15 protein-coding genes are annotated in these 18074 nt (G+C 37.6%); 8 read left to right on the top strand and 7 right to left on the bottom strand.

Translation table 11 applies throughout. The features are described 5' to 3' along the window. Positions 1–196 precede the first annotated feature (196 nt). Complete coding sequence (locus AC07UM_RS20615; RefSeq protein WP_494684443.1) at positions 197–1222, bottom strand: M23 family metallopeptidase; 1026 nt, start codon at positions 1220–1222, stop codon at positions 197–199. Positions 1223–1447: 225 nt separating this feature from the next. On the opposite strand from AC07UM_RS20615, the gene AC07UM_RS20610 reads away from it, so the two are divergent. After that, positions 1448–2488 (top strand): NAD(P)H-dependent glycerol-3-phosphate dehydrogenase, encoded by a 1041-nt coding sequence (locus tag AC07UM_RS20610; RefSeq protein WP_236854343.1) that lies wholly within the window; start codon positions 1448–1450, stop codon positions 2486–2488. Positions 2489–2564: 76 nt separating this feature from the next. Here AC07UM_RS20610 and AC07UM_RS20605 read toward each other — a convergent pair whose 3' ends face one another. From AC07UM_RS20605 to AC07UM_RS20595, 3 genes are read right to left on the bottom strand one after another with little or no spacing between them, the layout of a single operon-like run. Beyond that, on the bottom strand, positions 2565–3335 hold the full coding sequence (locus AC07UM_RS20605) for a phage tail-like protein (protein ID WP_494684442.1): 771 nt from the start codon (positions 3333–3335) through the stop codon (positions 2565–2567). Positions 3336–3345: 10 nt separating this feature from the next. Beyond that, positions 3346–4167, bottom strand: a complete 822-nt coding sequence (locus AC07UM_RS20600) for a phage tail-like protein (protein WP_494684441.1) — start codon at positions 4165–4167, stop codon at positions 3346–3348. Positions 4168–4178: 11 nt separating this feature from the next. Beyond that, a complete protein-coding gene (locus AC07UM_RS20595; RefSeq protein WP_494684440.1) occupies positions 4179–5282 on the bottom strand; it encodes a phage tail-like protein in 1104 nt (367 codons plus the stop codon). A gap of 512 nt (positions 5283–5794) precedes the next feature. On the opposite strand from AC07UM_RS20595, the gene mqo reads away from it, so the two are divergent. From mqo to AC07UM_RS20580, 3 genes are all read left to right on the top strand, one after another. Next, positions 5795–7300: a malate dehydrogenase (quinone) gene (gene mqo / locus AC07UM_RS20590; RefSeq protein WP_124530799.1), complete on the top strand. Its 1506-nt coding sequence runs from the start codon at positions 5795–5797 to the stop codon at positions 7298–7300. A 64-nt stretch (positions 7301–7364) separates the two neighbouring features. Continuing rightward, positions 7365–7766 carry a hypothetical protein gene (locus AC07UM_RS20585; protein WP_103233227.1) on the top strand — a complete coding sequence of 134 codons (402 nt, stop codon included), beginning with the start codon at positions 7365–7367 and terminating at the stop codon, positions 7764–7766. Position 7767: 1 nt separating this feature from the next. Further along, positions 7768–8634 carry an AadS family aminoglycoside 6-adenylyltransferase gene (locus tag AC07UM_RS20580; protein ID WP_494684439.1) on the top strand — a complete coding sequence of 289 codons (867 nt, stop codon included), beginning with the start codon at positions 7768–7770 and terminating at the stop codon, positions 8632–8634. 2 nt (positions 8635–8636) lie between these two features. Here the strand turns inward: AC07UM_RS20580 and AC07UM_RS20575 are convergent, their stop codons facing one another. Next, positions 8637–10217, bottom strand: a complete 1581-nt coding sequence (locus AC07UM_RS20575; protein ID WP_494684438.1) for a GMC family oxidoreductase N-terminal domain-containing protein — start codon at positions 10215–10217, stop codon at positions 8637–8639. A gap of 131 nt (positions 10218–10348) precedes the next feature. Between AC07UM_RS20575 and AC07UM_RS20570 the strand changes: the two genes are divergently transcribed. From AC07UM_RS20570 to AC07UM_RS20555, 4 genes are all read left to right on the top strand, one after another. Then, a complete protein-coding gene (locus tag AC07UM_RS20570) occupies positions 10349–10966 on the top strand; it encodes a DUF1684 domain-containing protein (protein WP_494684437.1) in 618 nt (205 codons plus the stop codon). Between the two features lie 4 nt (positions 10967–10970). Then, positions 10971–11444: a GNAT family N-acetyltransferase gene (locus AC07UM_RS20565; RefSeq protein WP_494684436.1), complete on the top strand. Its 474-nt coding sequence runs from the start codon at positions 10971–10973 to the stop codon at positions 11442–11444. Positions 11445–11517: 73 nt separating this feature from the next. Beyond that, positions 11518–12327: a glucose 1-dehydrogenase gene (locus AC07UM_RS20560; RefSeq protein WP_494684435.1), complete on the top strand. Its 810-nt coding sequence runs from the start codon at positions 11518–11520 to the stop codon at positions 12325–12327. A gap of 121 nt (positions 12328–12448) precedes the next feature. Then, positions 12449–15118 carry an MGH1-like glycoside hydrolase domain-containing protein gene (locus AC07UM_RS20555; RefSeq protein ID WP_494684434.1) on the top strand — a complete coding sequence of 890 codons (2670 nt, stop codon included), beginning with the start codon at positions 12449–12451 and terminating at the stop codon, positions 15116–15118. Positions 15119–15135: 17 nt separating this feature from the next. Here AC07UM_RS20555 and recO read toward each other — a convergent pair whose 3' ends face one another. Together recO and porZ are read right to left on the bottom strand one after the other, a co-directional pair. Further along, positions 15136–15822 (bottom strand): DNA repair protein RecO, encoded by a 687-nt coding sequence (gene recO, locus AC07UM_RS20550; protein ID WP_494684433.1) that lies wholly within the window; start codon positions 15820–15822, stop codon positions 15136–15138. Continuing rightward, positions 15822–18074 (bottom strand): type IX secretion system anionic LPS delivery protein PorZ, encoded by a 2253-nt coding sequence (gene porZ / locus AC07UM_RS20545; protein ID WP_494684432.1) that lies wholly within the window; start codon positions 18072–18074, stop codon positions 15822–15824. Before porZ ends, recO begins: the two co-directional genes overlap by 1 nt.

Below are 18074 nucleotides of genomic sequence, written 5' to 3'. Positions count from 1 at the left end.
ACTACCATCATATGATGGTGGTTTTTTTTGAACCATTAAGATTTTTTGAAGGATTGAAGCTGATTTAAGGAAAATAAAAGAAAGACTGTGCTTAAAGCGAAGTTCATCTTAATATGCTTACAACCTTAATAGTATCTTAATGGTTTAAAAATTTCATCATCAACAAAAAAGCTGTCTATCTTGACAGCCTTTTGTTTTATAGATTCATAAACAATTTCGGATTAATCGGAGTATTGTTTTTGTGTACTTCATAATGAAGATGAGGACCTGTAGAACGCCCTGAGTTTCCGGATTTAGCAATCACCTGACCTACTTTTACTTTATCATTTACTTTAGATACAAGCTGTGATAAGTGTCCGTAGAGCGTAGCCAATCCGTTTCCGTGAGAAACAATCACGCAGTTTCCATAACCTCCTTTCTGTCCAGAAAAAATAATTGTTCCGGCAGCCGCAGCTCTTACATCAGAACCATAGGCAACAGCAATGTCCAATCCTTTGTGGAATTGCATCTGATCCGCTTCAGCAGGTGGATTATTTTTTTCAGCAACGGCAGTTTTGGTTGTTGTTCCGGCAGTTGTTTTGGTAGTGGCAGGAGCAGAGGCAGCAGCCACAGGAGCCGCTTTTGGAGTAACCATTACTTTTACTTCTCTCTTATTTCCATAGCTGTCTGTAAGTTCTATGATCTTCTCAACAGGTTCAGCTTTTACTTCAGGTTTTGAAGCCGCAGCAACTGCTGGTTTAGCTTCCGTTGCTGCACTCGTTTTTACCGAAGCGAAAACAGTTTTGAAGGGAATCGGATTTTTTCTCACTCCGAAATTAGAGGAAATATATCCGTCTGTAGGCATACCTAATGGTACCTGCATCAGTTTTTGCTGAAGATCCATCAGATACTTGCTGTACCGGTTTGCCTGTTTGGAAAGATAAATAGAATTTGAAATACTGTCCTGCTCGAGCATCATCAGTTTTTCATTGGTAATGTCTTTGGACTTCAGGAAGGAGTTGAGTTGGGCAACTGTCTGATCTACGAGAGTAAGATCAGTTTTCATTTTTAGATAATCTACACTGTCTTTTTCAGTGTTTATTTTTACAAGATTGACTTCGTAGGTTTTGTCGTCTCTTTCAGAAAAGAGCTTCGCAATGAAGACACCCTGTGCAAAAACTACTAGTAAAAGTCCTCCCAGGAGAATGTTTACGTTCTTCTTGCTGCTTAGAAATTTTTTCATATTTCTTCTCTTAGTAAAATTAAAACGGTTTTGAAGCTGCAAATTTAATTAAAAATAGTCTTTACAGGTTATTTTTAGTTAAAATTCAGTTTTTTCTGTATTTAACGGTTAATTAGCTATTTAATTGTGTTGAAGTGTTAATTTTTTCAAAAAATGGCTTTTATCATAGTTTCAAGACCTCCGTTACGTCTTTGTTTTAATATCTTTGCATTTCACATTCCAATTATGGCTAAAAAGAAAATTATTTCAGAATCTTCGAATCCAAAAAAGAATAAAAAGGATATTTCTGTAGGAGTTGTAGGGAGCGGAAGTTTTGCTACCGCAATCGTAAAAATGCTTGTTGAAAATTGCAAAGTCGTACACTGGTGTGTAAGAAGTGAATTTGTAAAAGGAGCCATTGAACTTCGTGGACATAATCCGACTTATCTTACCGCTGCTCATTTTAATCTCAAGAGCTTAAAACTGACAACAGATATCAATGAACTGGTTTCTGCCTGCGATGTTATTGTTTTGGCAACACCATCTATCTACCTGTCTGATACGCTCGATAAAATGACTTGTGAATATTCAGATAAAATTTTTATTTCTGCAATTAAAGGGATTATTCCTAAAGTAAATGATGTAGTTGCCCATTATCTGCGCGATGAATTTAAAATAGGTTTCAGAAATCAGGCGGTTATTGCCGGACCTTGCCATGCAGAAGAGGTTGCTATGGAAAGACTTTCTTATCTTACTATTGCTACAGTAGAAGATGAAACTGCAGAAAAGCTGGAAGGTATTTTCAGTTCAGACTTTATCAAAGTACAGACAAGTAAAGATATCTTAGGGAATGAATACAGTGCTATTCTTAAAAATATTTTTGCCATTGGAGCCGGAATCGCAAGCGGATTAGGCTATGGAGATAACTTTACAGCTGTTTTTGTTTCCAATGCGATCCGTGAAATGGAAACATTCCTTGAAGCTATCTACGAAGCGCCTAGAGATGTGAATGAAAGTGCTTATCTGGGTGACCTTTTGGTAACGGCTTATTCACTTTTCTCAAGAAACAGAAACCTAGGGAATCTTATCGGAAAAGGATATACTGTGAAGTCAGCGATTCAGTCTATGAATATGGTGGCGGAAGGATATTATGCTGCAGATTCTATCTATAAAACGGCAAAACAGAAAAATCTTAAACTGCCCATTATAGATGCAGTATATGCAATCCTTTATGAAGGTAAAAATGCTGAAAAGCAGTTTAAAAAACTGACTGCAAAATTGAATTAAAAAAAAGGGCCTTGTAATTAAAGCCCTGTTTGAATATAAATTATTAAGCTGAAGCATTAGAAATGCTTCAGCTTTTTTATTGCCCCATCTTAGTAATCACCAGTGATAATGATGATCTTACATTAAGATTACTGGCTGTAAAACCGTTTCCTGTATCAAATTCAAACTTCTGACGAATAGTGGTTGGAGAGGTCAGTGTTAAAAAATAACTTCCCTGAAAAAAGGTAAAAGAACTGGATAACTGACACATTCTGTTGGTTTCCGTAATCGTTGCGCTGGTACTGGTATTAATCAGATAAGATCTTGTACAGGTAAAATTCTGACCAAGATACTGTGTATTAGCTGTTCCATTATTATTGTTGGCATTACTGGCATCCACAGAATACCGAACGACATAAGTTCCCGCAGGTAATGTAATGGTAGAGGTGTCTGCACCTAATGATGCACCGGTAATTCTATTAGATGTTACACTAAAGTTAGTCAATGTATTATTTGTGCTTCCGGTAGGAACTAATATTCCAGGACCTATAAGCAAAGACATATTCTGAGGCTCACTTCCTGCAATAAGGGTACGCTGCCATTGATTTCTGACCCATACATAATATCCTTTCGGGAAGGTGGAAGCGCCTCCGCTATTGTAGATAATAAGTCCGTCTGCCGGATTAGCTACAGGAGTAGAAGTACTGTTAAGAACAACAAGGTCATATTGTGGAAAAAGAACCCCTTTGTTCGAAGAATTAATGTCCAGAACACTGCTTGTATTGGGAGTACTAGTATTGATACCAACTTGTGCGTTTGTGTGAACGCTAAATAGTACCATACAGACAATATAAATATATGTTTTCATTGTGTTTTAATTATTGGTTAAGTGCTGATCTTTGAATGTCAACTTTCGCATTGGTAATAATGATCTCTCCATTATTAGGAGCAGCTCCTCCGGATCCATTCTGATAGGTTCCTCCTGCATCATGAGCAATGGCAGGTACTAAAAGGATGGGGGATGCAGAGGTCGTTACAAATGAAAAACTCATATTCAGTGTGTGCGTTTTATTGTTGGCAATAGATTGTGCATTGATACTGATTGTTTTACCATACTGAGTCCCACTCGAAGGATCTATAAGTTTTACCAGATATTGATGCAGATGAACTTGAGTTCCTCCGATTCCGCCTGTTGCAGTTTCAAGAGCTGTTCTGATATTCAAACAGACATTCATCAGATAGCCACTGTTTCCGGGAAGAGTAATCACTCCATTAGAAGTATTATATAAAGCTCCGATATCATTGGACACAACAGTAAATGCTGCATCATTGAAATTTTTATAAGTACCGTTGGCGAGACCTCCTAATACAGCATAGTCTGTGGTTCGCTGAAGCATCATATAGCTTACCAGATTATAAGTGTCAGAAAGCAGTGTCCACATATTGTTTTTCCAGATGTAAACACCAGGGCTGATAGAATTTCCTTTATTGTATACAACAAGTCCTTCTGTTGGGTTATTTACCGGAGAAGTATTGCTCAGTACATCTACAATGTCCACTCTTGGAAGAAGAACTCCCTTATTGGTTGATGAGGATACATCCAGAACAGCAGAATTGGTAACTGTGGATTTCCCGATAGCAACCTGTGCATATATGGTCTGTGCTATGATCAATAATAGCAGGATATAACTTTTTTTCATATTCATTGTTTTTAAAGCTGAGATATTTTGATATAAGATCCGGCTGGGATTACATTCACAAGATCGTAGAATGTGCTGTTTTGCATTCTTCCAAGATTTAGTCTTAGTCCTCCGATGATATTCGCATTCGCATTAGTAGGAACAGTATAATAAAAAGACCAGGTAGCCAGGTGGTTGGTACTTACCTTTGAAACAATAGGTACCTCTTTTCTGGTAGCACTTCCTCCTGTAAATACATTCGTTGTATTGTTATAGCTGTCGTTGATGAAATCAATAAAATACCCCATCAGATAATAAGTGCTTCCTGAAAGTGGAGCAGTGCTGTTTACACCTGCCGGGCTTTCCTGAGGCGAGTTTAGATTGAGATTCACTTCTACCAAATAATTTCCCTGTGGAAGAATCAAAGAATATCCTCCTGAAGTGTTCGGAAGTACTTTAAATCCACTGATATTTGACACTCCGGAAACAGCAGGATTATTTACCAGAAGCTGGGTGCTGGCACCTGCCACTGCATTATCCAACGCAGATAAAGAACCTGTAAAATCAAGGTAAGCTATCTTCGGTGTATTTTGAGCATCAATTGTACTCTGCCAGGAATTGGTCGTACCATTGAAAACATGCAGGGCTTTGTTATTGCTGTTAGTTCCGCCATTAAATCCAATAAGTCCATTGGCAGGGGATGCAACCGGGGTCGTTGTGCTGCTTAGATTGGCAAGATTCAGATTGGGAAATAACATTCCTTTATTACCGCCTGAAACCACTACTGTAGGGGCTGTGGTATAACCGCTACCTCCGTTGTTGATCGTAATGCCCGTAATGACTCCTCCTGAAAGAGTAGCCGTGGCACGTGCTTTAGAGCCTCCGTTTACAACAGGTCCTCCTCCATAAAAATTGACTGTTGGTGCTGAGGTATAGCCGCTTCCTCCGTTGTTGATTGTAATGCCGGTAACTGCTCCTCCTGAAATAGTTGCAGTTGCAGTGGCTGGAGTTCCGCTAAAGTTTTCAATGTGCAGAATGGCACTGGGGTCTGGAGTGGACGTGTTGATTCCTACACTTCCGCTCTGGGCAAATGTCGCTGTCGCAAACAATGTACCCAAGAAGATAATAATTTTCATCTTTAGTATGTTTATGAAATAATTTTAATTAAATACTTATTAGAATATGTATTAATTTAATTGAAAGGTACGTAAAAAAAACAATTGTTTTATGGGTTTCATATAGAATTATATCGATTAATTTGTGTATTTATCAATATAATGTGATTTTTTTTACATCCTGTGTAATTGTTAATCACTTATGGTTGATAAATTATAATGCCGTAAAGGTTTATGGTTGCGGTATTTATTGATATGAACTTAAAAAAACTTAAAATTTTATGAAATTTTAACAGTGAAAAGTGAATTAATTATTTACTAATTAGTGAATTAAAAAAAGTAAATTTTTAATATTTTTTTAATGAAAATCTTACTGTTATCAATCATTTCAATGATTCTTTATTGAAATTTTCCATGGTTTTTTGTTGTGTACTCAAGAAGTATTTTAGGAACAAAAAATAACATGTTAAAATCGTTAAACGCGTTCCGGTTTTTAAAACTTTTCCCGAAATTTGAAGTAAAATTTAAAAGTTATGTCACAATCGCTTACAAGCAGAACACCGAAACCTAAATATGACGTTGTACTGATAGGCGGCGGGATCATGAGCGCCACTTTAGCAACACTGCTTCATGAATTTGATCCCAATCTTGAAATCGCTATCTTCGAAAGGCTAGGAAGATTTGCCAAAGAAAGTACAGCAGCATGGAACAACGCGGGAACAGGGCACTCCGCTTTTTGTGAGCTAAATTATACCCCCGAAAAACCAGATGGGTCTATTGATATCACCAAGGCAGAAAGCATTGCGGAACAATTTGAAATCTCAAAACAGTTCTGGGCTTATCTGCTTACCAAAGGATATATCCAGGAACCCAAAGAATTTATCAATTCCTGCCCGCATATGAGTCTGGTATTCGGAGAAAAAGATGCTGAATATCTTAAAAAACGCCACGATAAAATGGCAGAATCTGTTCTTTTTTCAGGAATGGAATTCTCAACAGACCATGAGAAACTGAGAGAATGGATTCCTCTGGTGATGAGTAAAAGAAATCAATCTGAAGTTATGGCGGCAACGAAGATGGATATGGGGACAGACGTAAACTTTGGAACACTAACAAGAAAAATGGGAAGACACCTTCTGGAAGATTCCAATGTAGAGGTTTTCTTATACCACGAAGTAAAGGATGTGAATCCTAGAGAAAATGGACAATGGGAAATGAAGATAAAAGACAGAATCCACAGTCACAAACAGGAAGTGGTGGCTGATTTTGTATTTATCGGTGCAGGAGGATATGCACTTCCACTGTTAGACAGTTCAGATATTAAAGAAAGTGAAGGCTATGGAGGTTTCCCGGTTTCAGGACAGTGGCTGGTAAGCCATAATCAGGAGCTGGTAGAAAAACATCAGGCTAAAGTATACACACAGGCTACGGTAGATGCCCCTCCGATGTCTGTGCCCCACCTTGATCTTAGAATCATTGATGGTGAAAAAGCCCTTCTTTTCGGACCTTTTGCAGGATTCTCGACCAAATTCCTGAGAGAAGGAAGTTACCTTGACCTTCCTGAAAGTGTCAACACGAAAAACTTAAAATCACTCTTTGGTGCATGGTGGCATAATATTCCTCTGACAAAATATCTGATTCAGCAGGTTGCCATGACAAAATCTCAGAGAATGCAGCACCTGAGAGAATTTATCAAAGATGCTAAGGAAGAAGACTGGGAATTGAAAGTGGCAGGGCAGAGAGTTCAGATTATCAAAAAAGATGAAAAAGAAGGAGGAAAATTGGAGTTCGGAACTGAGGTTGTGGTAAACAAGACCGGGACTATTGCTTCTCTATTGGGAGCTTCACCGGGTGCATCCACAGCAGTATATGCAATGCTGAATGTTCTGGAAAAATGTTTCCCGGAAAAACTTAATGGGGAATGGAAAGGAAAACTGCTTGAAATGATTCCTTCATATGGACAAAGATTAGCAGGAAATCCTGAATTGACCAATGAGGTGAGAAATTATACAAAAGAAAAATTAGAATTAGAATATTAACATCAGTAATGAACAATGAGTAGTCTATAATACTCATTGTTCATTATTTATTATTGGTAAAAAGGTGGAAGAAATAATTGTAAAACCTGTTATTGCAAAGGAAATTCTGGAATCTCTTCAGACGAAAATAGAAGAGGAGAGGCAGGTTATTGTACATTGCTGTTTCCCGGCATCTCCGTTTTTAGGGAATCTGATCAGAATCTGGCATTCAACCTATCTTTTTGACAAACAGTCTGAGCATAGAAGCAAGATGATTCATGCCGAAAATATATCCATCTCTCCATATTGGACACCAGTTCCTTTTATGAAAGACTTTTGGTTTACCCTCATATTTTCAGGGCTTCCAAGAGACTGTAAAAGTTTTGACTTAAAAGAGGTTATTCCTGAGGAAGGAGGCTTTTTTGTAGAATCAATCAAAAGAAATTCTTCAGACGTTTATCGTGTGAAAATATCAGAATCTTATTAATATGAAAGTAAGGGAAGAAAAGCTGGAACAGATTATTCATTGGGCTGAAAACAATCCTGATATCCGTGCTGTGCTCCTTACAAGCTCTTTGGTAAACCCTTATGCTCCTGTAGATGATTTTAGTGATCTTGATATAGAACTTGTATTTGAAAACAGAACATCTTATGAATCCGGGAATGAATGGATCAGGTTTTTTGGGGATCCCATTTCTATGATTGAGGAAGATGACTGTGTTTTTGAGGGAAAACATGCTATGAAAATGGTCTTGTATAAAGACCATGTGAAAGTTGATTTTAAGCTCTATAAGGTAGCAGACTTTATTGGAGAAGTGAATGAGAAAACCCTTCCTGAAGATTGGGACGTAGGCTATAAAGTTTTAATAGATAAAGATAATCTGACCAAAAATCTGAAGCCCCCAACGTACCAGTCAATCATGATTCAGAAACCAACAGAAAAAAAGTTTCAACAGTTGATGAATGATTTCTGGTGGGATACCACTTATGTGGCAAAATGTCTTAAGCGTGGGGATATTTTTTATGCCAAATTTATGTCTGAAAATGTTTTACGAACAGACTATCTTGTTCCTTTGATAGAATGGTATATTGCCAGCAATCATAACTGGAATAATATAACGACCAATAAACACGGAAGGCTTTTCAAAAAATATCTGCCCTCAGATCTATGGAATAGAATTGAAGACACTTTCTCCGGAAGTGATATTGATGAAAACTGGAAAGCTTTGTTTGATTATGCTGATCTGGTGCATGAATTAGGAACTTCTTTGGCGGAAAAACTTAAATGTACCTATCCGGCAAAGCTGGAAGCTGATATCAGAAATTACCTTACCGAAATACAATCAATATCTTAATTTCAGGCAAACTCATTCTTGCTGATGAGGTTCTCAATACAATATTCTGCAATGGCAGTAATCGTAACAAACGGATTGACACCAATTGTTCCGGGAATTAAGGAGCCATCCAGTACATACAGATTCTCATGATCTTTTAGCTTTCCATACTCATTGGTAGCTTCACCCAAGACACATCCTCCGAGCGGATGATAACAGATATCTGCCCCGAAACCATTATTGAAAAGCAAATGACTTCTGGTACCGCCATTAGCCTTGTTCATTTTCCGGATAAAATATTGGGCGTTTTCTTTCATTTTGACCGTATTACTTTCATCCCAATTCAAGGTCAAGGATTGGCTGGCTTTATTGTAGGCAACTTCTCCTTTTTTATCTACTCTGTTGATCAGCAGGTATAAAGCAGTAGCAACATCCATTCCCATCGGTAAAGGAGCAATTTCCGTGAAAAACGGATGTTCCGGATCATCCCAATTGTCAATTCCGCCTACCGGAATAGTAGATTGCTTAGCACCTGTGCCGCCTGATAAAGGATGCACCCAGTTTCTGCCCGTCATGAAATTTCCGTTGTTTCCCCAGTTTTTTCCGATCTTTTCATGAATAGGGAAGCCATTCTCAGCATTGGACTGAAGCAAAACCTGTAAAGTACCCATAGTTCCTGCAGAAAGAATCAGTTTTTTACAGTTGAAGACTTTATTGGCAACCAAAGCGCCCGAAGTATCAATCTGCTGGACATTTAATGTATAGCTTTTATCATCATTAAGTTGGATCGTTTGCACACGGTGAAGGTCAAGAATTTCCAAATTTCCGGTTTCCAGTGCTTTTCTCAGATAGGTTTTATCTAAACTGTTTTTCCCGTGATTGTTCCCATAGATAACTTCAGTATTAAGAGCAGAGCGCGGAACTTCATTCCGGAACTCTTTTTCCATATACTTAAAATCATACACGTTCGGAACTCTAATAGTTTTAAAACCTGCCTTATGAGCCTCTTCTTCACCTACTCGCGTAAACTTATAATAAGGACAGTCTTTTAAAAACTGTTCATCAATAACATTTACTTTCAATTCTTCCCTTACCAGAGGAAAGTAATGACTGTAAAATTTTTCAGTATCAAGATCAGGGAAAACTTCTTTGAAATAGCGCTCTTTCGGGGTTACAGCCATACCTCCGTTCACCAGCGAACCTCCACCGACCCCTCTTCCTACCCAGATATTAATGTGGTCAAAACTCAGACGATCCAATGTTCCGGTAAAAGGAGTTAAAGAAAAAATATTCATGAAAGGAGCAATACTTTTCTTTTTCAGCCATGCAGAACTTTTTCCGGGTTTCAGAAGATTAGAAAATGGAATTCCGGCTTTTTCCCAGTTGAGACCCATTTCAAGCATCACCACCTTTTTTCCGGCTTCACAAAGACGTAAGGCAGATACAGCTCCTCCGTACCCGCTGCCAATGATTATAATCGGAGCATCAGTATTTTCTTGTACCCTACTATTTCTTCTTTCTGCAGCATGGAATAATTCGGATTGAAGAAAATAAAAACCTGATATCATCAATGCACTTGTCTTAATGAATTTTTTCCTGTTCATGAACTTTGTTTCTCAAAAAGTATGCTACAGCCGCAGGCGCTTATTGTATTTATTACAGATTATACTTTTTTATTACAATTTTAACTTTTGTTGTTACGAAAATTCATAGTTTTACTTATAATTTTATACGTATGAAAAAATATATAGTACTCTTTTTACTTCTTCCGTTATGGGCTTTTTCTCAAAAAAATGTTTCAAAGGAAGAGAAAGAGGTACAGAAATTTCAGAAGGAACTTAACGCGGAATATCGCAATCCAAAAGAAACTCCATTAAGGGGAGATAATTTTAAAAACTTTAAAGGACATCCTTTTTTTCCTTTTGATACCCAATACAGGGTCACTGCAGATTTTGTTAAATCAGAAGATACCAAGCCTTTTGAACTTCCTACTTCTTCAGGGAAAACAAAATCTTATCAGGAATACGGAAAAGCAACATTTACATTAGATGGCAAACCTTATACTGTCACTTTATACCAGAGTCTGGCTTTGATCAAACAGGAAAAATACAAAGACTATCTTTTCCTGCCGTTCCGCGATGCGACCAATGAAAAAGAAACGTATGGAGGAGGGAAATATATCGATCTTAAAATACCGAAAGGAAACACCATTGTGCTAGATTTTAATCAATCTTATCATCCTTTTTGTGCTTATAATGCTTACGATTACAATTGTCCCATTGTTCCGGAGGAAAATAAACTTCCCGTGGAAATCCGTGCAGGGGTAATGTATGAAGATATTTACCATCACTAGAATTATGATACATTTAGAATTCTTTAAAAAAGAAGACCTTTCCGGAGTCAGTTATGCTTTGGATGAAAATCAGATGAAGTTTACCGCAACAGCTCAACAAGCTTTACAAAGCATCAGCGAACGGGATGACGAAGATGCATTTCCGGTAACCATATTTGAAAATGATCTTCCTGTCGGTTTTTTTGTACTGGATTTTGGAAAAGATAAGTTTGAGCTGACAGATAATGAAGGCTCTGTCTTAGTGCGTTCCTTATCTGTGAATCCTCAGATGCAGGGGAAAGGAATAGGAAAATCAGCTATGGTGAAAGTGGGTGATTTTGTGAAGGATCATTTCAATTCCTGCAACGAAATTGTACTTGCCGTCAACCAGAAAAATGATTCTGCTTACCATATTTACCTTCAGTCCGGATATATCTATGACGGTAAAACAAGAATGGGGAGAAGCGGTCCTCAATATCTGATGTACAAAAAACTTTAATAAAATTTTAAAATCATAATTTTTCATCTGCTGATATCTTTCCATAACTTTGAGTAACATCAAATTATAAAACATGGAAATATCACTTCAAAATCAAGTGGCTGTGGTCACAGGGGCTTCTAGCGGAATTGGTTCGGGAATTGCAAAATCATTAGCCGGAGCAGGGGCAACAGTCATAGTCAATCATTCATCGGAAAGGTCTATAGAAGAAGCCAAAGCTGTTTTGAAAGAAATCACTGATGCCGGAGGAAAGGGAATGACCTACCAATGTGATGTTTCCAAGGAAGATCAGGTAATCAAAATGTTTCAGGATGTTGTTTCAGAGTATCAGACTGTAGATATCCTTGTGAATAATGCAGGGATTCAGAAAGATGCGAAATTTACCGAAATGACCTTAGACCAATGGAATGCCGTTATCGGAGTCAATCTGACGGGGCAGTTTCTTTGTGCAAGAGAAGCCATTAAAGAATTTCTACGCCGGGGAATAGATCCTTCACGTTCTGTTGCTTGTGGAAAAATTATTCACATCAGTTCGGTGCATGAAATTATTCCATGGGCCGGGCACGCCAATTATGCTGCGAGTAAAGGAGCGGTCAGAATGCTGATGCAGACTCTTGCTCAGGAATATGGTGCAGATAAAATCCGTGTCAATTCCATTTGTCCGGGAGCTATTCAGACTCCTATTAACCAAAATGCATGGAATACTCAGGCAGCGCTCAATTCACTTCTTACCTTAATTCCTTATAACAGAATCGGACAACCGCAGGACATCGGAAATTTAGCTGTATTCTTGGCTAGTGATCTAGCTGATTATATTACAGGAACCAGCATTTTCGTGGATGGCGGGATGACTACGTTTGAAAGCTTTTCTACGGGAGGATAAAGTTCAAGGTCTAAAATTTAACGTTCAATGTTTTGGGGTCATTGTCATCAGTATGTGATTATCTTTACAATGAGACAGAATATAACGTATTGCTATTATTCATTACTTATAATTATCGCTTATGTCAGAAAAACAGAGAATTTCAGATATTTCATGGAAAAAGTGGGGGCCTTATGTAAGCAACCGTGAATGGGGGCTTGTTCGTGAAGACTACAGTGAAAACGGAGATGCCTGGAATTATACCAATCATGATACAGCAGAAGCCAAAACATACCGTTGGGGTGAAGAGGGCATATGCGGAATCTGCGATGACCTTCAGAAGCTTGTATTCTCTGTGGGATTCTGGAATAAGAAGGATAAAATGGTAAAAGAACGGTTTTTTGGGTTGACTAACGGCCAGGGAAATCACGGTGAAGATGTAAAAGAATATTTTTATTACCTGGATTCTACCCCCACGCATTCTTACATGAAAATGCTGTACAAATATCCTCAGAATGCTTTCCCTTACGAAGATCTGTTAAAAACAAACGCAGAAAGAGACAAAGATGAACCGGAATATGAATTGATTGAGACCGGGATTTTTGATACCAATGAATACTTTGACATCTTTATTGAATACGCAAAAGAAAGCCAAAATGATATTTTAGTTAAGGTAACAATTACCAATAAATCAGAAAAAGAAGCTTCCCTTGTCATATTGCCGACAATCTGGTTCAGAAATACCTGGAATTGGGGTTATGATGACTATAGGCCACAATTGTATGCAGAAGATGCAGACCATATTAAGGTAAATCATCAGGATATAGATATTAAAAATGTATATGCAAAACAATCTTTAAAGACTCTGTTTTGTAATAACGAAACGAATAATGAAAGGCTCTATCATTCACCCAATGAATCAAGATACTGTAAAGACGGGATCAATAATTTTGTGATGACAGGAAACTCTCAGTCTGTAAACCCCCAGAATATTGGAACCAAGGCTACTTTTTTTATTGATGAAGATTTTAAAGGAAAGGAATCCAAAACATTTGAATTCAGATTATCAGATAAAGACTTAAGAGAACCCTTTGGTGATTTTGATATCTTTTTTGAGCAAAGGAAGAAAGAAGCAGACGAATTTTATGCTGAAATCCAGAAAGGAATTTCTTCAGAAGATGAAAGACTGGTACAGAGACAGGCTTTTGCAGGAATGCTTTGGAATAAAATGTTTTATCATTACAATGTTGAAAAATGGCTGAAAGGTGATCCTGCCGAAATACCACCTCCCAAATCCAGGGAAAAAATCAGAAACTACGGCTGGAAGCATCTTAATAATGAACATATTATTTCCATGCCTGATAAATGGGAATATCCTTGGTATGCAACCTGGGATCTGGCTTTTCATACCATCAGTTTTTCGCTGATTGATCCGGATTTTGCAAAACAACAATTGAAACTTTTCCTTTTTGAATGGTATATGCATCCCAACGGACAGCTTCCTGCTTACGAATGGGATTTTAGTGATGTCAATCCACCTGTACATGCATGGGCTGTTTTCAGGGTCTTTAAAATTGATGAATATTTAAAAGATAAACCAGATCTGGAATTTCTGGAAAGTGCCTTCCAGAAGCTACTGATGAACTTCACATGGTGGGTTAATAAAAAGGATCTCAATGGTAACAATATTTTTGAAGGAGGCTTTTTAGGACTTGATAATATTGGTGTTTTTGACCGGAATGCTGTTTTACCCAACGGAGAACAGCTGGAACAGTCGGATGGAACAAGCTGGATGGCTATGTTTGCCCTGAATATGATGCGTATTGCATTGGAACTGGCGCTTTACAATAATGTGTATGAAGAAATGGCCATGAAGTTTTTTGAGCATTTTCTGTCGATTGCCCATTCATTGGATAATATGGGGGATGAAAACTTTAGTCTTTGGGATGAAGAAGACGAATTTTTTTATGATGCGATAGCTTCAAGCGACGGAACTCATATGTATTTGAAATTAAGGACTATTGTAGGGCTTATCCCGATGTTTGCCGTTGAGGTTATTGATGATGAAATGATTGAAAATCTCCCCAATTTTAAAAAAAGAATGAAGTGGGTATTGGATAATAAACCTGAACTGGCTTCTCTGGTTTCAAGATGGGAAGTTAAGGGGCAGGATTCCAAGCACCTTTTATCTTTGCTCCGTGGACATCGTTTGAAAAGGCTATTGAGCAGAATGTTGAACCCTGGTGAATTTCTAAGTGATTATGGAGTAAGAGCCTTATCCAAAGAATATGAGGGCAAACCTTATACTTTAACATTGAACGAAACGGATTACAGAGTGAAATATACCCCAGCAGAGAGTGACAGCGGACTGTTTGGAGGTAACAGCAACTGGCGGGGTCCGATATGGTTCCCTATTAATTTTTTGATTATCGATAGTCTGCAGCGGTTTTTCTTCTACTACAGTCCTGATTTTTTGGTGGAATACCCTACAGGAAGTGGAAGCTATTCAAATCTGGATCAGATTGCCGACTCTTTGAACGGAAGGCTTGCAAAGATTTTTTTAAAGGATGAAAATGGAAAACGTCCCGTTCATGGGCAGTATGAAAGATTTCAGACAGATCCTGACTTTAAAGACTATATCCTGTTCTATGAATATTTTCACGGGGATAACGGCCGTGGAGTAGGAGCTTCCCATCAGACAGGCTGGACGGGGCTCATTGCCAAGATCCTGCAGCCGAGATTCTCTAAAAAAGAAATTGCAGAATCTGAAACTGAAATGCCGGATGATGTTGAAAAAACAAAAGAGTCGTAAGAAACAGATTTGCTGATTTATTCAAATATCTGTTGTATTATTTCCAATGAGGGCGGAGTTTTGAAGTCTGTAATATGATAATGATAATACACCAAAAGACTGTCAAGAAAATCTTTTCTCAATGAGGAAGGGATTTTTGTGGCATAAAAGTCTTCTGCACAAAGGGCTTCTTTCCATAGCTTGGAAATTTCTTCATTGAACAGCTGATGGCTGATGGCTAATGAAAATGTTCCGGTTTCCGGATCCAAAAAATGTCCATCACTCAGTAATGGTGCAACTCCCTGAATTTTTAAAAAAGCCAATAAAAAGAGCAGATGTGCCTGATAGTTTTTGTTGGTTAATTCATTGATCAAATGATCAATACTGAAATAGATGGGAATATTTTTATTTTCATGTTTAAGGATATGGCTCAAAAAATCTGAGATAAAGAAAATAACAGTATTGACCTTTATATCCGTATAAATGTCATTGTTTTTTACCAGTTCAAATTTTGAAACAGACGGTATACCATTTCCCCTGGCTGGATTTATAGAAAAACTAAGCTGGCTCAGCGGTTGCAGCAGGGCTTTCTTTTTGTTCTTTTTAGAATAAATTCCTTTTAGAAAATAGCTTTGAAAACCCTCTTCCTCTGTAAAACAATGCAGTACAGCATCATTTTCTCCATATTTTATAAATGAAAGTAAAAAACCGTTTTGTGAATTCATTAATTAACCACTCCTATTTTGGCTGTAGCTTTGTCAGACCCATCTTCATTGGTCATCAATACAAAGTAAATTCCTGAAGCTACTCTTGCTCCTTTTTGATTATTCAGATCCCATTCATAATAACCTCCTCTAGCCACTGCAGAGTGTACTACATTTCCTGCAGCATCTACGATTCTTATATTGGTTTTTTCTGCAAGACCTTTTATAGTAACTTTTCCTTTAAAATTAGAATAGACAACAGGGTTTGGATAAACCATAACATCACCAAAATTAGAAGTTACGTCTGCAACATCTCCCTGGTAGGTTACAATACCATTATACGTTACAAAATATACCTTACCTGTTTTTTTGTCAACTTTTATATCGGTAACACTGTTTGTAGGAAGTGGAGAATTTTCTTTAGTGAAATGTTTTATGGTTCTCTGGCCGTCAGAAGATAGGTAATATACCCCACCGCCATCAACAGATACCCACTTGTAATCTCCCGCATCTACAGCAATCTGTAGAATAGCAGAATCTCTGAAAAGTTCTTCCCCAAGGCCATTTTGTTCTATGACTATAGGCTCTACTTTAGGTTGTGAACTCTTTATTTCAGATGCTGCATTCGGCATTATTCTTAAGCCTCCATCTGTACCGATCCATGCATCTCCGGATTTGTCAAATGCTACAGATAATATTCCTCCTGAACTATTAAACCCATTAGCCGTACCCAAAATATAATCCGTATCATCAGAAAGGTTGGTTGCATTTTTATAATCATACACCCAGAAGTTATTAGATCTCGGGAGTGGAGTCCATAACATATTTTCGTGGAAAACGGTCTTTTGTATACCATCACTGGCAAGAACGATTTTCTTGATAATAAAATCATCAGCTGCTTTATCATAGATTCCCATAGATGGGCTTCCGTCATTAAATCCAAAAGAAACAAAAAGGTTGTTCTGAGTATCTACAGCAAAACCTACGGGACGTCTGTAATAAGGTTGTGCGCCAAGATTATAATATTTTACCAGCTCAAAATCTTTGCTTGTGGCATTATATTTCATTCTATATACTCCATTATCAAACATGGTATAATTGGTAAATAGCACCTCATTGTTGTTGTAAGGACTTATAATAGCATCTAATACATTGATTTGTTTTGGATTATTAACAAAGAATGAAGGATAAATCCAATCTGTGCCGTTAAAATAATAAAATCCTGGTTCTTGTGGCTGTATAAACGGATGGTTGTAATTATTTGTTCTGGCACCAGAGGAAACCAAGAGTTGATTATTATCGAAAAGATTAATATTATAGGCAAAATTGAAGTAGGGTCCTGATGGTTTAAAGGTCGTATTGCCCTCGTCTTTTATACCTGATAATACGGTTCCACCAAATATTTTTCCGCCAGCTGCTAATGCCGTATTACATTCTTCACCAAGGCTTACCGCGTTTTGTGCGACTCCGTTTATACCGTAAGTGTAAACTCGGTTATCGGTAACAACAATACTATTTGAGGTAATAACTACATCGCGGATGTTTCCAAAGCTTGTAGGAAGCTGTGTTGGAGTACCATTGTTGTAAACATATGCTGCTGTAGCATTAGAATAAACCAGTTCAGATTCTGAATCTATGTGTTTGAATGCTCCCGGAACTTCAGTTGTCCATGTTGAATACACCGGAAAAGTAGTATTCATTTGATGGCTTTTCAACCCTGTATTGGTTACAGAATATACTTTATTTCCGAAGATGGTAGCTTCATTACTCGCTTCATAAACCCCGCCATTCAGGAAAAATGCAGAATCTCCAAATTCTTTATTATTCAGATTAAATATAGAAAGTCCATAGCCTGCAGAGATGACAGCCTGATTCCCGGTTATGGAAATATGGTTGATCTTTTTATTCCCATTATAGCCGGTAGCAATTGGAATATCAACAATATATTTGATTTCCTGTGGAGTAATGACATCCATAGAACCGTTTTCATAACCAATAAGTCCTGTCTTAGTCTGCGGATTATAATCGAAAGCTGTTATTCCAATATTGTGCAGGCCATTGGCTTTGGACAACTTCGTAATTTCCCCTGTTGATATTGTATAATAGAATATTCCGTTTTGTGTAGCTGCAATGATTTTCCCATTGTCTTCTTTCATCGCTATGACATTGTTATAGGAAAATAGATCTGCCCATTTTTTTGATGAAATGACCTGTGCTTTTGTAAACTGCAGGGATGCTAAAATACCAAGAGAAATTATTGAGAGTTTTTTCAT

It is taken from the genome of Chryseobacterium sp. GW821-FHT04C04 (genome assembly GCF_059420365.1).
This window is presented reverse-complemented; position numbering and strand designations above follow the sequence as displayed.

What these genes read in the sequence shown, in the direction of transcription:
- AC07UM_RS20615 (WP_494684443.1), bottom strand. Translation starts at nt 1,222, where the DNA reads ATGAAAAAATTTCTAAGCAGCAAGAAGAACGTAAACATTCTCCTGGGA.
- AC07UM_RS20610 (WP_236854343.1), top strand. Translation starts at nt 1,448, where the DNA reads ATGGCTAAAAAGAAAATTATTTCAGAATCTTCGAATCCAAAAAAGAAT.
- AC07UM_RS20605 (WP_494684442.1), bottom strand. Translation starts at nt 3,335, where the DNA reads ATGAAAACATATATTTATATTGTCTGTATGGTACTATTTAGCGTTCAC.
- AC07UM_RS20600 (WP_494684441.1), bottom strand. Translation starts at nt 4,167, where the DNA reads ATGAAAAAAAGTTATATCCTGCTATTATTGATCATAGCACAGACCATA.
- AC07UM_RS20595 (WP_494684440.1), bottom strand. Translation starts at nt 5,282, where the DNA reads ATGAAAATTATTATCTTCTTGGGTACATTGTTTGCGACAGCGACATTT.
- mqo (WP_124530799.1), top strand. Translation starts at nt 5,795, where the DNA reads ATGTCACAATCGCTTACAAGCAGAACACCGAAACCTAAATATGACGTT.
- AC07UM_RS20580 (WP_494684439.1), top strand. Translation starts at nt 7,768, where the DNA reads ATGAAAGTAAGGGAAGAAAAGCTGGAACAGATTATTCATTGGGCTGAA.
- AC07UM_RS20575 (WP_494684438.1), bottom strand. Translation starts at nt 10,217, where the DNA reads ATGAACAGGAAAAAATTCATTAAGACAAGTGCATTGATGATATCAGGT.
- AC07UM_RS20570 (WP_494684437.1), top strand. Translation starts at nt 10,349, where the DNA reads ATGAAAAAATATATAGTACTCTTTTTACTTCTTCCGTTATGGGCTTTT.
- AC07UM_RS20565 (WP_494684436.1), top strand. Translation starts at nt 10,971, where the DNA reads ATGATACATTTAGAATTCTTTAAAAAAGAAGACCTTTCCGGAGTCAGT.
- AC07UM_RS20560 (WP_494684435.1), top strand. Translation starts at nt 11,518, where the DNA reads ATGGAAATATCACTTCAAAATCAAGTGGCTGTGGTCACAGGGGCTTCT.
- AC07UM_RS20555 (WP_494684434.1), top strand. Translation starts at nt 12,449, where the DNA reads ATGTCAGAAAAACAGAGAATTTCAGATATTTCATGGAAAAAGTGGGGG.
- recO (WP_494684433.1), bottom strand. Translation starts at nt 15,822, where the DNA reads ATGAATTCACAAAACGGTTTTTTACTTTCATTTATAAAATATGGAGAA.
- porZ (WP_494684432.1), bottom strand. Translation starts at nt 18,074, where the DNA reads ATGAAAAAACTCTCAATAATTTCTCTTGGTATTTTAGCATCCCTGCAG.